The sequence below is a fragment of the Streptomyces sp. NPDC023838 genome (assembly GCF_040639555.1).
GTDB lineage: Bacteria > Actinomycetota > Actinomycetes > Streptomycetales > Streptomycetaceae > Streptomyces.
This window is the reverse complement of the sequence record NZ_JBFAAD010000001.1, coordinates 463,199-476,866: the sequence shown is the minus strand read 5'-3', so window position 1 is coordinate 476,866 and position 13,668 is coordinate 463,199. Positions and strand designations below refer to the sequence as shown.

The following is a 13,668-nucleotide window of genomic DNA, read 5'->3' as shown; positions in this document are numbered from 1 at the left end:
ATTGGTCAACAAACGAAGGGGATTGGACGTGAAGGTACTCGTCCTGGGTTCCACCGGTTACATCGGGTCGGCCGTGGTGCGGCGGCTCACGGCGGAGGGCCACCAAGTGGTCCACCTCGCCAAGGACGCGGACCGGCTGCCGGCCGGGGCGCCGGGGCTGGTGGGCGACCTGGCCGACCCGGCCTCGCTGCGGGCCGCCGTCACGGATGACATCGACGCCGTGGTCAACCTCGCCACGCCGACCGGTGACGAGGCGGTGGACGCGGCGGCCGTGGACGCGCTGACCGAGCGGCTGCGCGGCTCCGGCCGGGCCTTCGTGTACACCAGCGGCGTCTGGGTGCTCGGTGCCACCGGCGACGCGCCGGTCGACGAGGACGCGCCGACGAACGCCATCGCCATCGTCGGCTACCGACCGCGGATCGAGCAGCGGGCGCTGGCCACCGGCGGGGACGACGTGCGAGCTGTGGTCGTGCGACCCGGCATCGTGTACGGCCGCGGCGGCGGCATTCCCGGCCTGATGACCGACTGGGCGCGCGAACACGGCGCCGGCCGGTACGTCGGTTCGGCGGCGACCCGCTGGCCGATGGTCCACGTGGATGACCTCGCCGAACTCTTCGTGCTGGCGGTGACCAAGGCCGACGCGGGCAGCGTGCTGCACGGGGTGGCGCACGAGGCGGTGCCGGTCGCGGCGCTGGCCGCGGCCGCCGACATCGCCGCGGGCGGCAGCGGCCGGGCCGAGCCCTGGCCGCTGGAGCAGGCCGCTGAGGCCGTGGGCAGCCCGTTCGCCGAGGCTCTCGGCCTGAACCAGGTGGTGTCCGGGCAGCGCGCCGTCGCCGAGCTCGGCTGGCTGCCCAGCCGCCCGTACGTCCTGACCGAGCTGACCGAGCCGGCCGGGGGCGACCGTGGCTGACCTCGCCGGTACGACATTGCCCGTCTGCCGCACCTGCGGCACCCAGTACGCCGCCCCGCGCCCCGACTGCCCGGTCTGCCTGGACGAGCGCCAGTACGTCGGGCGCGACGGCCAGCAGTGGACCAGCATCGCCGAGTTGCGCGCCGACGGTCATCAGGGCCGCTTCGAGGAACAGGGCCCGGACGTCCTCGGCATCGGCTGCACGCCGGAGTTCGCCATCGGCCAGCGCGCCCTGCTGCTGCGAACGGCCGCCGGCAACGTGCTGTGGGACTGCGTGCCCTACCTCGACGACGCGATGATCCGCGAGGTACGGGAGCTCGGCGGCATCACCGCGATCGCCATCAGCCACCCGCACTTCTACTCCGCCATGGTCGACTGGGCGCACGCCTTCGACGCCCCCGTGTACCTGCACGAGGCGGACCGCAGCTGGGTCGGCCGCCCCGACCCAGCCCTGCGCTTCTGGAGCGGGCAGACCCACCAGCTGACCGACGAGCTGACGCTGATCAACCCGGGCGTCCACTTCCCGGGCAGCACGGTCATGCACTGGACCGCCGGCCAGGGCGCCCTGTTCACCGGCGACATCGTCAACGTCGGCCCCGACCCCCGCTGGGTCAGCATCATGTACAGCTACGCCAACCACGTCCCCGAACGCCCCGACGCCGTCCGCGCCGCCGGCGAACTCCTCGCCGGCTACCACTTCGACCGGATCTACGGCGCCTGGTGGGACCGCGTCGTCACCGCGGGCGGTAACGAGGTCCTCGCCCGGTCCGTCGACCGCTATCTGCGCTTCGAGCAGGCCCTGCCCACAAGGAGCAACCCATGACCGGGCGGTGCCGGACGGGAGAGTGAACACCCAGGTCCGCCCGGCCCGCGAGGGCATGCGCGGCGTCAGGGGCGGGCCGCGCGGGGGCCGGTGACCTGGGCGCCCAGTACGGCGACGGTGCTTATCGTGACGAGGCTTCAGCTCATGGGCTGTGGCCTCGCCTCGTAGTGGCCGGCTCGGGCCCGGCCCCCCTCGACCCAGCCGCCTTGGCCCCCCACCCGGCGACCGCCGCGCTTCCAGGGCCGAGCTGCTCCGCCGGGCCGACACCCAGCGGCTGGTCCACCAGGCTCGCCGTGGAACACGCTGCACCTCCGGCGGAGACCGGCTCTGCGCCGCCGGTAGAGACCGGCTTCCCACAGGTCGCGGCCGTGGCAGGAGTGCGACCGCATAGGCATGCTCCGCACGGGGCCCCGCCCGCGTGGCGCCCGGCGTGGCCCGCCGCCGGAGCACTCCCCGCGCCGTAGGTTCGCACCGCGTCCTCCCAGTCCGGTGCGGGGATGCGAGCTCAGGAGAGGGAAGCCATGAACGGCAAGCGGATCGTCACGGTCTTCGGCGCGACAGGACACCAGGGCGGGTCACTGGCCCGGGCGATCCTGGAGGACCCGGACAGCGAGTTCACCGTCCGCGCGGTGACCCGCCGGCCGGATTCGGACGCCGCCCGGGAGCTGGAGCGCCTCGGGGCGCAGGTGGTCCGGGCCGACCTGGACGACGAGGAATCCCTGGCGCCCGCGCTGGAGGGCGCGTACGGGGCGTACCTCGTGACCAACTTCTGGGAGGACATGGACGCCGCTCACGAACAGGCACAGGCGGCGGCGCTCGCACGGGCCACCGGACACGCCGGGATTCAGCACGCGGTGTGGTCGACGCTGGAGGACACCCGGGAGTGCATTCCACTGGAGGACGAACGGATGCCCACGCTTCAGGGCAGGTTCAAAGTGCCGCACTTCGACGGCAAGGCGGAGGCCGACCACTTCTTCCTCGACGCCGGCGTCCCGGTGACGTTCCTGCGCACCACGTTCTACTGGGAGAACCTCTACGGAGCAATCGCACCGCAGCCCACGGAAGACGGCGCGTTGGAGTTCGTCTTCCCCATGGGCGACAAGAAGCTGTCGGGCATCGGGGTGGAGGACATCGGCCGGACCGCGTACACCCTGTTCAAGGGCGCTACGGACTACATCGGCGCGACGGTGAGCATCGCCGGCGAGCACCTCACTCTCACGGACATGGCCACGGCGATGACCGACGCCCTGGACCGCCCGGTGCGCTACCGCCCGTTGAGCCCGGACGCCTTCAGGGCCCTGGGGTTCCCCGGCGCGGACGAGGTGGGCAACATGTTCCAGTTCTACGCCGACTGCGAAGCCCGCTTCGTCGCCGCCCGCGACCTCGACGCGGTCCGCTCGCTCCATCCCGGTCTCCAGGACTTCGCCACGTGGCTGGCGAACCACCGGGACCACTTCACGTCCGCCTGACGCCCACACGGGTGCCCTCCGCCTCGTCCAGGCCCCCTCATCACCGGCACAGCCCAGCCAGCGTGAGCGCCACATCGCCCTTTCCGGCAGGTGGCCCGCGCCTCGGCGGCAGCGGCATCTACGGAGTGGCCGAGGCCGCGCTCGTCCACGCGGCGCGCAGCGCCTTCTTGTCCACCTTGCCGACCTTGGTCATCGGCAGCTGGTCGAGCAGGACCGTCTTCCGGGGCGTGTACAGGTCCCCCAACTCGGCGGTCACCGCGGCGCCGACCACGTCCGGATCGACATCAGCGCCCTCGGCCGTGGCCAGGAAGATCTGTACGGCCTCCCCGTACTCCTCGTCCGGCACGCCCAGCGCCGCCGCGTTGCGCACACCCGGCAGCGTGAGCAGGAAGTCCTCCAGGACCCGGGAGTAGACGTTGTCGCTGGTGCTGCCAGTGACGATGATGTCCTTGGCACGGTCAACGAGATAGAGGTACCCCTCGGCGTCGAGGTAGCCCATGTCCCCAGTGCGCAGCCAACCGCCGTAGAACGCCTCCGCGGTGCGCTGCGGGTCCTCGTAGTAACCGAGCATCACAGCCTTACCCCGGACGCACACCTCGCCAACCTGCCCGGCGGGCAGCGCCCCCGCACCCTCTTCACCACGGATCTCGATCTCGGTGTCGGATATCGCGCGACCGCAGCTGCGCCAGAGCTCGGGCCGTCGGGCCCCCTGCGAGGCGAGGTCCTCCGCATCGAACGCGGTGATGCCGAGCGCCTCCGACTGCCCGTAGCCCTGGCTGAGCACAGGCCCGAAAATCTCGACCACCTGCTGGAGCCGGCTGGGCGACGAAGCCGCGCCGCCGACGACGATCCGCCGCAGCGCGGGGAGTGCGCCCGGCTCGCACTGCGGGTGGTCGAGCAGCGCGTACAACATGGGTGGGACGAACATGGTGGCGGTGATCCGCTCCTCGCGCAGTACCGCCAGGGCCGCGCCCGCGTCGAACTCGGGCAGCACTACGAGGGCGGAACCCGTCACCAGCGCCTGAATCGACGTGAGGTGGCCACTGGCGTGAGTGAGCAGCGTGGAGACGAGCACCCGGTCCGTACGCGGGTCCATGGTCGGGAAGAAGCCTGTGGAAGGAGCGTCCCGCGGGTCGTCCTCCACGAAATCCAGCAGCACGTCGTACAGCCGGTGGCTGTGCGCGGCGAGCTTGGGCCGGCCCAAGGTACCGCCGGTGTAAAGGACGGTGACGGCCTCGTCCGCTCCCGGGGCGGGCACGCCGTCGGGGCGCACCACAGGGCACTCGGCCGCCACGGCCAGCAGGTCAGTACACCGCTGCTCACAGGGACCGACGCTGAGCAGCACGGGTGCGTGGACGCTGCGGCCGACCGCGTCGGCGGCGCGCGCCGCGAAGACCGGGTCGGTGACCACAGCGCGCGCCTTGGACTGCTCGACCAACGCGGCGAGTTCGCCAGGCCCTGGTTCGGGCGGCAGGAACACCACGCGGCAGCCGATGAGATGGACCGCGAGCTGCACCAGGACAGAGTCCACGCGGTTGGCCAGGAACAACCCCACACCGTCGCCCGGCGCGAGCCCCTGCCGCCTCAGAGCGTGCCCCAAACTGAACAGCCGCCGCCGGGCCTCCCCCCGGGTCAGCCGCTGCGCACCCTGGACGAGCGCCTCGGCGTCCTCGTCCTTTTGCCAGTGCTCCAGGACGTGGTCCAGGTACGTCCGCGGCCCGGAAGTTTCCTGCGCGTTAACGATCATGAACACATGCAAGCACGCCGCTCAGGAGCCGTGGCATCGCAGGGAACAACTTCAGCCATCAGCAACTGGAGCTCTATGTTCCGGTATGGGATGGTTGCTCGGTTCTCCGCAATCCATGCCCGCTCCGGCGTCCCCCAAGGACATAACGGCGTTCGAAGAGACCGTCGGGCACGGCACGCCGGGCCTGCTGCGGCGTCTGTATCTGGAGGTCCCCAACGGAGGGTTCGGCTCCTGCCAGGCCCCGCGACGGGGCGAGCTGCGGCACCGCCGCACGGCCTTCGTGCTGCGCACCGCGGCCCTCTCCGTCAGTGTCACCTCGACCATCGCCCGCACCGCACCGGGGGGGCCGCCGGGACGCCAGTGCCGCCGCCAGCGGCCCAGCGCTCCGACGTTCGGCCTGGTCTCAGGGCCCCAGCGGTGCGTCCTCGGCTCGCAGAGCTTCAACGAGCGCGACAGCCGGGTAGCCCTCCCGGCCGTGTCGCCGTACAGGGTGCGCCAGAGCGGGAACTCCTTGCCCGCGGGGTCGTGCTTGAGCTCCGGAGCGAGCGGCGCCGCGGGCGACGCCGCCCATCTCACGGACAGGCCGGTCGAGTTCCTCGGAGGCTGCGGCCAGTCCCAGCGGAGTAGGAAGGCCTAACAGAATGCGTCCTCTGCAGGGCGGCTGGTGCCTTCGCTGCCCAATGTCGCGGTGCCCTAGAGTCGCCGCATGCGACGAAGGGCAGGACTGGGGATAGCTGGGGCTGCAGTTCTGGCCTGGGGAGAGTGGTTGAACTGGCGCTGGTCTCGGGCCCTCGTAGGAAGCAGAGGGGGCGCATCCGAAGCCGTGGTCGTGTTGGGCTACCGGAACCCACAATCGACGGCAAACTTCATCAACCGTTGGCGAGTTCGTGCTGGAATCCGCTCCATTGCCGCTGACGGTGCGCGCAGCACTCGTGTGATCTTCAGCGGTGGTGGGACCAGCAACGGAGCTGCGGAGGCCCGGTTGATGGCCGACTACGCGAAGTCCGTGCTTGCGTTCGACGGCACGGTGCTTCTCGAAGACCAGAGCGCGACGACATGGGAGAACATCACTAACGTGATCCCGCTGCTCGAGGATGTCGACCGCATCAAGTTTGCCTCCCAACCAGCTCACGCACTCAAGGCCCGTGCGTACTTGCGGCGGCAACGCCCTGATCTTGCTGAGAGGCTCGTGCGAGCGGATGACTACCGCCCTGGCGAGTGGATGGTTGGTAAGCCACTGCTGGCTCTGTACGGGCTTTGGACACTCCGCGGCCTCAAGGCCGAAGAACGGAAGGTCTCGCTGTAGACAGCCGCTCTCGCGTCGGTGTCACAAACGGCGGTTCATGAGGCGGCACCAGCAGATGAGCGCGCAGGAGATTATCTGCACCTGTCAAGTGCTTGGGCTGGTCAGTGGCTTGCAGGTTCTGAAGGCATGTAAGGATTGCTGCATTTCAGTGCGGCACTTCACAACCCGGACCGCCAAGCAGCGCAGACATCAAGACGCTGGCAGACCCCGACGCCGCCCGGCAGCCCCACCCCCTGGCTGAACGCCAGGAGGCCGCATGACCTGATCGCCTCAGGCAAGGTCCGGGTTCCTTCACTGGTGCCGCGCTCGACGGATTCCCGGAGGACTTCTGCGACCCGCGCGGCTCCGGTGCCCGGACCGAGGAGGGGGGTCAGTCGCTGGTGGCGTCGTACGGGGGCCGGCGGTTGGCCTTCACTTTGCGTGGGAGGGACGCGACGGTGTTGTTCCGGTCTGTCACCGCCAGTCTCGTCGGCGGACGTCGATGACCTCCATGCCGGCGGCGGTGGCGGCGGTGATGCCTTCGTCGGTGTCCTCGTGGGCCAGGCAGTCGCGGGGTTCCACGCCCAGGAGACGGGCGGCGTGCAGGTAGGCGTCGGGGGCGGGTTTGGGGCGGGGGACGTCGTCGCGGCCGACGATGGTCCAGTCGAGGTCGTCGAGTCCCACGAGTGCGAGGCCGTGGTGGATGACGTCGTGGTAGTTGGCGGAGACCACCGCGAGCGCGGCGTGCTCGGCCGCCGCGCGCACGGTGGCGGTGGCGGTGGCGATCGGGCGGATCCGGTCGGTGTTGGCGAACCAGTAGGCGCGGGCGGCTTCGACGAAGCTGTTCTCGGGAAGGTCGGCCGGCCCGAGCTGGAGCCGGTCGCGGAGTCGGCCGGCGGTGAAGGCGGGGTCGGCGTGCAGCCAGGCCAGAGGGACGCTGATGCCGTGGGCGGCGAGCGAGGCCTGGACGGCTCGGTGGTTGAGGTCGGTGGTGTCGGCCAGGGTGCCGTCGAAGTCGAAGGCGTAGACCGCGTGACCGGTTCCTCGGCCAGCTCGGTCCGGGTGGCTCGCTGCGCGGGTCACGGGGTGAAGTCCACGGGCAGCCGGGCCACCCCGTACACGACCCGCTGGTGGTGGGTGGGAATCTCGGCGGGGTCGGTGGCCAGGCGCAGGTCGGGGAAGCGGCGCAGGGTGGTGGCCAGGAGGGTGCGCAGTTCGATGCGGGCGAGGTGGTCGCCGGGGCAGTGGTGGTGGCCGTGGCCGAAGCTGAGGTGTCGGGTGGCGTTGGGTCGTTCGGGGTTCATGTGGTCGGGGTCGGTGAACTGGGCGGGGTCGCGGTTGGCGGCGGGCAGGTGGAGGACGACCCGGTCCCCGGTCTTGATGGTCTGGCCGGCGATGGTGAGGTCCTGGCGGGCGACGCGCAGGAGCCCGAACTGCAGGACGGTGGCGTGGCGCAGGGATTCCTCGATGACGCCGTCGACGAGGTGGGGGCGGTTATGCAGGCTGTGCCACAGGCCGGGGGTGCGCAGCAGGTGCAGGACGGTGAGGGCGAAGGCGTTGGTGGTGGTCTCGTGGCCGGCGATGAGGATGAGCTGGGCCAGAGCGGCGATCTCGTCGTCGGTGAGCGGCGTTTCCATGGCGGGGGCGTGGACGAGGCCGGACAGCAGGTCCTCCCCGGGGGGTGCGGCTCGTTTGGCGTGGATGAGGCCGAGGAGGTAGCTCTTCATGTCCGCTTTGGAGGCCAGGAGCTGTTCGCGGCTGCGGTCGAGGGAGAGCAGTTCCCGGGTGAGGCGGTGGTAGAGGTCGCGGTCGGTGAAGGGGACGCCGAGCAGTTCGCTGATCACCAGCGCGGGGACGGGCAGCGCGAGGCTCTGGATGAGGTCGGCGGGCCGGGGGCCGTGGGCCATCGCCTCGAGGTGGTCGTCGACGATGGTCTGGATCCTGGGGGCCAGCTGGTTGATGCGGCGGGCGGTGAACTGGCCGGTGACGAGCCGGCGCAGTCGGGTGTGCTCGGGTGGGTCGCTGGTGAGCAGGTCCGAGGGGCGCAGTACGGCCATTTCCTGGGTGGAGATGAGGTTGGCCCGTACGTGGGAGTTCAGGTGAGGGCGGCGGGAGCTGAGCCGTGGGTCGGCCAGTGCGGCGCGTACGTCGTCGTAGCGGGTGACCAGCCAGCCCGGCGGCCCGTCGGGGAAGGCCAACGGCGCCACCGGCTGCTCGGCCTGCAGGCGCCGGAAGTCGCCGGGGATCTTCAGAGGATCGGGCCGGGCCACGGGCAGCGTGATCGGTGCCGGGGCGGTGCCCGCCGGGAGCGGGCTGGTGACCGCTTGGGTCTCGTTCTGTTGGGGGTCGGCCATTACCGGATCCAGTTGCGGTTGCAGCTGGACAGGGCGAGCAGGGCCCAGATGTCGGAGAAGACCGGTGCGTCGAACAGCAGGGGGCGGGGGGCGACCTGGTCGGGCAGCGCGGTGAACCCGCCGTCCGCATCCTGCCGCGAGATCAGGTGTGTCACGCCCGCGCGTACCACCGCGTCCTGGTCCGCGAGTCGGCCCATGGCGGAGAGGGCCAGCAGGGAGTAGCAGGTGCTGGCGATGTCGCTTCGGTCCCCGGGCCGGTATCCCCAGCCGCCGTCGGTGTTCTGCGCCGCGTCGAGGAAGCGCTCCGAGGCGGCGGTGGCGGCGGCGATACGCGCCTTCAGGGGGGTGCGGACCGGCTCGGGCAGCGAGTGCAGGGCCCACAGCGCCCGCCAGATCGTGTTGGCCTCGCTCAAGCTCCAACTGCGCTCGAAGGTGCCGTCAGGGTGCTGGGCATCCAGCAGCCAGCGAGCGCCGTTCGCCATCAGGTCGGCGTTGTGGGCACCGTCCCAGGCCAAGGCGCTGACCGCGCCCGCGGTCATGCCGACCTCCGAGGGATCGCCCTGCATGTAAGTGGGGTACCCGCCGTCGGGGCCGACGATGTTGCGGAAGTACCCGGCGGCGCGCACCAGCGCATCCCGGTGCCGGACCGGGTCCGCGGTGGCCAGGAACGCCGCGGCGTACGAGGTGTCATCGACGTCGCTGTGGAGCATGTCCTCTCCGAACGTCCAGCCGCCGTCCGGCATCTGCCGGCCGGTGAGGTAGTCACCCATCCGGTGCAGCAGGGCCGGATCGGCGTTCCCGCGTGCCAGGGCCAGCCCGGCGACCCCGGTGCTGAACACGGCCAGATTCGAGATGCTCGGCACACCGCCGTCGGGGTTCAGACAGTCCAGCAGCGCGGTGACACCGCTGTCCATCAGAGGGTGCCCCGGGTCGAACTCCTGGACCGCCAGCAGCGCCAGCAGGTGCGCGGCGGGGTAGTCCTCCCACACTGGCACCCGGCTGGAGGCGAGCAGCTCCAGCAGCCGCCCACGCTCCCCCTCGGTGACCTCCTGCGCCCGGCCCAGCCTGTGTGCGACCAGCACCCGTACGCTGAGCATGACCATCTCGACCCAGGCCACCGTGTTGTCCTCCCTCGCTGACGCCCTTGCGGCCGGGCGCAGCATCGAGGCCTCGAACTCGACGGCGCCCGCCGCGGCCAGGTAGACGTCGAAGAGCAGGCGCTTGCGTACCAGGGAGAAGTGGTCGAAGCCGGCCAGTAGCTCGTCGGCCACCACGTCACGGTCCGCCCGCTTGCCGTGCAGAACCGCCTGGACCAACGCCCCGTCGAATCCGCTGGCATGCGCCTCGCCACGGTTCAAGTGGGCCACCAAACGCTGTACCTGCTGCGGATGACCGCCACGCCGCCACAACAGCGCCAGCAGCAGCGCCGACTCCAGCGTCCGGCTGGTGCACGGCCGGCGGACCGCGCCGTCCCCATCGACGGCAGCGGCCAAGTGTGCGGACACTCGGGCCCGCGCGATCACCAGCCCGTCGGACAGCCGTGACACACCGGCGGTGCGGGGACCGGATGTGCCGACCTGATCCATTGCCATGTCCAAGTTCCTCTCCTCGTCATCGGTCCCCGTCGCTGTTCTCCCACGCTCGATAGACGGGGAGCATAAAAACGGGACGAGCGGACACTGAAAGAGTGAATACCTCAATGAAGAGGTGTATTTGGACTGCCGCTCCTGCGTGTTGGTGTCCGGTCAGGTGATCGCAGTGAACGATGCCGTGATCGACGACCCTGGGCTCCCTATTGCTGAGGACGACCTCTGTCAGGAATAGGCCGTTTTCTTCGGATCACCTCGCGCTCGGCTGCTGCGGGGTCTGCGGCGCGGCGGGGGCCTGCGGCTGGGTCGGTGTCGAGCTGGTGCTCGGCGCGGCGGGGCCTGAGGGTCGCCGGTCCGCGTGGTCTGGGCCGGTGTGCTGGGCGGAGCCGACACGGGGGTCCTCCTGGGACGGTGGCAGGGGCCGTGCGCGCCTCCAGTCCTCAGGCTCGATGCCGCGCAGGCGTGCCCGCTTACCAGTCCAAAACGATGTCATCCCCTATTCGATCACGCCGCAGCGCGCAAGATCCAGCCTTCGCGACCCCCTTTAGATGCCATCTGACCTGGCACTTTGAGGCTCCTAGACACTCATTACAGCCACTCAGAACCCATCCTTAGGCGTTGTCACGTTGTTGGCTGTGTGACTGCCTGACGGCGCGTCGGGGCAGGGTGGGCTTGGGAGCCGGGCCTGTGCTCAGGCCGCGGTGGCAAGGCCGACGACGCCGGTGATCTGACCGCTACGGCAGAAGAGCGGCGAATTGGTCCCACAACGGTTCGGTCAGCCATGATTGCAGCGCAGGCACAGGTCTCCCATGATCGCAGAGCGTAACAACTCCGTGATCGCGGAGCCTGTGCCTGTCCCGTCCGCCAGCTGACCCCGGCCGCCGCTGCGCGGCCTCTCAAAGGTCTACCACCTGATGTTCACCATGATGGATCCCGAGTTGTCGCCCAGGTGTTCGTCCCTGTCGCCATCATTGATCCGCAGCTCCAGATCCCCCATCGTGTTCAGCGGGTGAAACGGGAATGAGCCGGCGTTGTCGATGTCTTCGTTGCCTGACCTGACGCTGCTGTCTCCAATCAGAATGCCGTGGTTGATCGGGAACACGTCGTTCCCGATGCTGCCGATGAGCTGGCCGGCCACCGCTCCGGGGCCGTGGTACGCGTAGTCCGTGTTTCCCTCCACGTTTTGGAGCCCCGTGGGGGCGTTGCCGGCTCCTGTGAACTGCCCACCCGCATCTTTGGCGTGACCGGCCCGGTCACGCCACGTTGATCCCGCCTGGGGAGCGACCTTCACGAGCTCGTTGGGGTAGATCTTCACCCCCGTGTCCTGCCAGCTCTTGCTCGCGTGAACCTCGACAGTCTTGGATCCCATGACGCCACCTCACTTTGAGTGATCATTCCTAACTAACCGTAGTGATCTGGCAGACGTGAGTCGGTCGCCACGCCGAGATGGTCGCAAGCACGGACAATCTGCACCCCATGCGAGCGATGGCTGCCTCTTCGCCACCGGAGCCACCCTGAGCTGGGACGAGGCGCTGATCGCGCGTGACGAGGGTGCCGAGATGTGTGAGCAGTACGACCCGATGAAGGGTCCGCCGGAGTAGCCAAAGGACTATGCCTCGTTCCCCGGGAGGCTGAGGCAGGTCTTCCGGCGCCGGTGGCAGCCCAACGGGTGGGTCGGATCTAAATTGGGCCGCTGCGGCAGCAGAGCGGCGAATTGGCCCCACAGCGGTTCAGCCAGCCATGATGGCAAGCGCAGGCATAGGTCTCCCCGATGCCACAGAGCGTCAGCAACTCCACGATCACGAGACCTGCGCCTGCTCTGTCTGCCCGGCCCCAGCAGCCGCCTATCTGCGCGACCTCTTAGTTCACGATCTCGATCGTCTGCTGCTGTTCGCGGACCTTCTTGCGCAGTCGCTTGAGCTCCTCACGCTCGGCGCTGGTCAGCTCACCGGACTCGCCCCCTCGCCCCGGTCCGCCTCGCCCGGCGGTACCAGCCGCCAGAGCCTCAGAGCTGATGCCGAGCTCCCACTGGGCGACGGCGGTACCGTCTTGCCCGAGGTCAACGAGCGCGATCGCGTCCCGCTTGACTCCTCGGTGTACCGCTTCGTGTACTTGCTTCCCACCTGGTGCTATTTCCTCTGGAACCTCAAGATCCCAGTCTCCCAGGTGTCCACGATCAAGGGGAAGCTTCATGCGGGGCCTGAGCCGTCAAGTCGGTCAGAGCCTGGCGCCAGCGTTCGGGAAGGCTGTCGGCGTCGGGGAGGGCGGTGTCGATGCGGAAGCACACGCTGGTCGTGTCACCGTAGGTCGTGGCCGCGACAGCGAGGGGCACGCTGGGCGGGCAGCACATGATGGGGTCGATGCGGTGTACTGCCGCCTCGCCGTAGTGCAGCCGCTGGCGCATCACCAGGTTGGAGGCACAGACGGTGAGCCGGCCCGGGACCATGTTCACGTCCACAAGAAGTTGGAGCAGCCGCCGAGGGAGGCGGGTGATCGCGGCTCGCAGCACCGCCTTGTGCCCGGCGGATTTCAGCGCACGGGTGCGCTCTCGTGTCCGTGCCAGCCGCCGGCTGACCGGCATCGGGGCGCCGGGCAGGTCGATCCGTACCGGGAACATCCGGTTGCCGGGAGCTGCAACTTCGTCGGGCGTGCGCAGGTTGACGGGCACCAGCACCGGCAGGGCCGCTCCGGCAGCGCGGGGCCAGGCGTCCTTGGCCCACTGGGTGATCGCGTGGGCAAGAGCGGTGAGGTAGACGTCGTTGGTGCTGGCAGCGCCGGCGCGCGCTGCGGTGCGCAGGCGGTCGGAGGGCACGTGGGCCCACAGCAGATGGCGGCGGCTGGACAGCGGATGCGCCGCGGACTGCCACAGGCGGTGCTGGCGAGAGTGCCGCAGCAGACTCAGGGTGCTCCGCGCGACCTGGTGCGGACTGGGCCGGGCGGTAGACGAAGTGTCCCGGATGATCAGGGAGTATTCATCTCGCCGTAGCTGCGGCCCGAACAGCGTTTCCAGGACTGTGACGATGTTGGCGCCGTCCTGGACGGCGTGGTGGGTGAGATACAGCAGCGCGAACCCGTCGGGCACGTGACCGTGCACCAGAACCATGCGCCAGCCCCGGACATCCTCCGGCCACGGTTCTCGCAGCAGGAGGCCCACGGTTTCCTGAAGAGCGTGCGGTCCGCCCTCGATCTCCCTGGACCGGACGTGCCAGGTCATGCCCTGGACGGCGGGCTTCCACCGTGCGGTCGGCCCGTCGCCGGTTACGAGGTGTGTCAGACAGGGCAGGGTGTCAAGGCGAGCGGTGACGTGTTCGCGCAGGCCGGCGAGATCGGGCACGGCGCCGCCCAGGTGCAGCACCATCCCGATCCTCATGTTGGCGTCCGGGTGCTCCGCCATCTGTTCAGCCCTGATCATGACGAGATCAGCAGGGCTGGGATCTGCGAACCGGTTCATCTGTCTCATCCCAGGAGCGTGTAGAGGGGCGCCCTCACTG

Annotated in this window: 12 protein-coding genes and 1 pseudogene; 5 read left to right on the top strand and 8 right to left on the bottom strand. The window is 69.7% G+C overall.

Annotation, left to right across the window (positions count from 1 at the left end):
* Positions 1-28: 28 nt before the first annotated feature.
* The 3 genes from AB0G17_RS01870 to AB0G17_RS01860 all read left to right on the top strand — a co-directional run bounded on the left by AB0G17_RS01870 (position 29) and on the right by AB0G17_RS01860 (position 3,202).
* Positions 29-910, top strand: a complete 882-nt coding sequence (locus AB0G17_RS01870) for an NAD-dependent epimerase/dehydratase family protein (RefSeq protein WP_361374436.1) — start codon at positions 29-31, stop codon at positions 908-910.
* Positions 903-1,733 (top strand): MBL fold metallo-hydrolase, encoded by an 831-nt coding sequence (locus AB0G17_RS01865; RefSeq protein ID WP_361374434.1) that lies wholly within the window; start codon positions 903-905, stop codon positions 1,731-1,733. The genes AB0G17_RS01870 and AB0G17_RS01865 overlap by 8 nt, the downstream gene beginning before the upstream one ends.
* A gap of 521 nt (positions 1,734-2,254) precedes the next feature.
* Positions 2,255-3,202, top strand: coding sequence for an NmrA/HSCARG family protein (locus AB0G17_RS01860; RefSeq protein WP_361374432.1), 948 nt, complete (start codon positions 2,255-2,257; stop codon positions 3,200-3,202).
* A 118-nt stretch (positions 3,203-3,320) separates the two neighbouring features.
* Here the strand turns inward: AB0G17_RS01860 and AB0G17_RS01855 are convergent, their stop codons facing one another.
* Positions 3,321-4,949, bottom strand: a complete 1,629-nt coding sequence (locus AB0G17_RS01855) for an AMP-binding protein (protein ID WP_361374430.1) — start codon at positions 4,947-4,949, stop codon at positions 3,321-3,323.
* A gap of 115 nt (positions 4,950-5,064) precedes the next feature.
* Here AB0G17_RS01855 and AB0G17_RS01850 point away from each other — a divergent pair, with 115 nt between their 5' ends.
* Both AB0G17_RS01850 and AB0G17_RS01845 read left to right on the top strand, forming a co-directional pair.
* Positions 5,065-5,586: a hypothetical protein gene (locus AB0G17_RS01850; RefSeq protein WP_361374428.1), complete on the top strand. Its 522-nt coding sequence runs from the start codon at positions 5,065-5,067 to the stop codon at positions 5,584-5,586.
* Positions 5,587-5,655: 69 nt separating this feature from the next.
* The gene (locus tag AB0G17_RS01845) at positions 5,656-6,255 is read left to right on the top strand and encodes a YdcF family protein (protein ID WP_361374426.1); all 600 of its coding nucleotides are present in this window, start codon (positions 5,656-5,658) and stop codon (positions 6,253-6,255) included.
* 453 nt (positions 6,256-6,708) lie between these two features.
* Here AB0G17_RS01845 and AB0G17_RS01840 read toward each other — a convergent pair whose 3' ends face one another.
* The 7 genes and pseudogenes from AB0G17_RS01840 to AB0G17_RS01810 all read right to left on the bottom strand — a co-directional run bounded on the left by AB0G17_RS01840 (position 6,709) and on the right by AB0G17_RS01810 (position 13,637).
* Positions 6,709-7,317, bottom strand: coding sequence for an HAD family phosphatase (locus AB0G17_RS01840; RefSeq protein WP_361374424.1), 609 nt, complete (start codon positions 7,315-7,317; stop codon positions 6,709-6,711).
* Positions 7,314-8,588, bottom strand: a complete 1,275-nt coding sequence (locus tag AB0G17_RS01835; RefSeq protein WP_361374422.1) for a cytochrome P450 — start codon at positions 8,586-8,588, stop codon at positions 7,314-7,316. Before AB0G17_RS01835 ends, AB0G17_RS01840 begins: the two co-directional genes overlap by 4 nt.
* Positions 8,588-10,180, bottom strand: a complete 1,593-nt coding sequence (locus tag AB0G17_RS01830) for a prenyltransferase/squalene oxidase repeat-containing protein (RefSeq protein WP_361374420.1) — start codon at positions 10,178-10,180, stop codon at positions 8,588-8,590. Before AB0G17_RS01830 ends, AB0G17_RS01835 begins: the two co-directional genes overlap by 1 nt.
* 901 nt (positions 10,181-11,081) lie before the next feature.
* On the bottom strand, positions 11,082-11,546 hold the full coding sequence (locus AB0G17_RS01825; protein WP_361374418.1) for a hypothetical protein: 465 nt from the start codon (positions 11,544-11,546) through the stop codon (positions 11,082-11,084).
* A gap of 276 nt (positions 11,547-11,822) precedes the next feature.
* Positions 11,823-11,933 (bottom strand): annotated as a pseudogene (locus AB0G17_RS01820) (IS5/IS1182 family transposase); the annotation flags it as partial.
* A gap of 104 nt (positions 11,934-12,037) precedes the next feature.
* Entirely contained in the window at positions 12,038-12,370 is a 333-nt protein-coding gene (locus tag AB0G17_RS01815) for a hypothetical protein (protein WP_361374416.1), read from the bottom strand.
* The gene (locus tag AB0G17_RS01810; protein ID WP_361374414.1) at positions 12,354-13,637 is read right to left on the bottom strand and encodes a WS/DGAT domain-containing protein; all 1,284 of its coding nucleotides are present in this window, start codon (positions 13,635-13,637) and stop codon (positions 12,354-12,356) included. The genes AB0G17_RS01815 and AB0G17_RS01810 overlap by 17 nt, the downstream gene beginning before the upstream one ends.
* Positions 13,638-13,668 lie beyond the last annotated feature (31 nt).

Excerpts from the sequence above, each read along its gene's own strand:
- AB0G17_RS01860 (WP_361374432.1), top strand. The coding sequence starts at position 2,255 with ATGAACGGCAAGCGGATCGTCACGGTCTTCGGCGCGACAGGACACCAG.
- AB0G17_RS01855 (WP_361374430.1), bottom strand. The coding sequence starts at position 4,949 with ATGATCGTTAACGCGCAGGAAACTTCCGGGCCGCGGACGTACCTGGAC.
- AB0G17_RS01850 (WP_361374428.1), top strand. The coding sequence starts at position 5,065 with ATGCCCGCTCCGGCGTCCCCCAAGGACATAACGGCGTTCGAAGAGACC.
- AB0G17_RS01845 (WP_361374426.1), top strand. The coding sequence starts at position 5,656 with ATGCGACGAAGGGCAGGACTGGGGATAGCTGGGGCTGCAGTTCTGGCC.
- AB0G17_RS01835 (WP_361374422.1), bottom strand. The coding sequence starts at position 8,588 with ATGGCCGACCCCCAACAGAACGAGACCCAAGCGGTCACCAGCCCGCTC.
- AB0G17_RS01830 (WP_361374420.1), bottom strand. The coding sequence starts at position 10,180 with ATGGCAATGGATCAGGTCGGCACATCCGGTCCCCGCACCGCCGGTGTG.
- AB0G17_RS01825 (WP_361374418.1), bottom strand. The coding sequence starts at position 11,546 with ATGGGATCCAAGACTGTCGAGGTTCACGCGAGCAAGAGCTGGCAGGAC.
- AB0G17_RS01815 (WP_361374416.1), bottom strand. The coding sequence starts at position 12,370 with ATGAAGCTTCCCCTTGATCGTGGACACCTGGGAGACTGGGATCTTGAG.
- AB0G17_RS01810 (WP_361374414.1), bottom strand. The coding sequence starts at position 13,637 with ATGAGACAGATGAACCGGTTCGCAGATCCCAGCCCTGCTGATCTCGTC.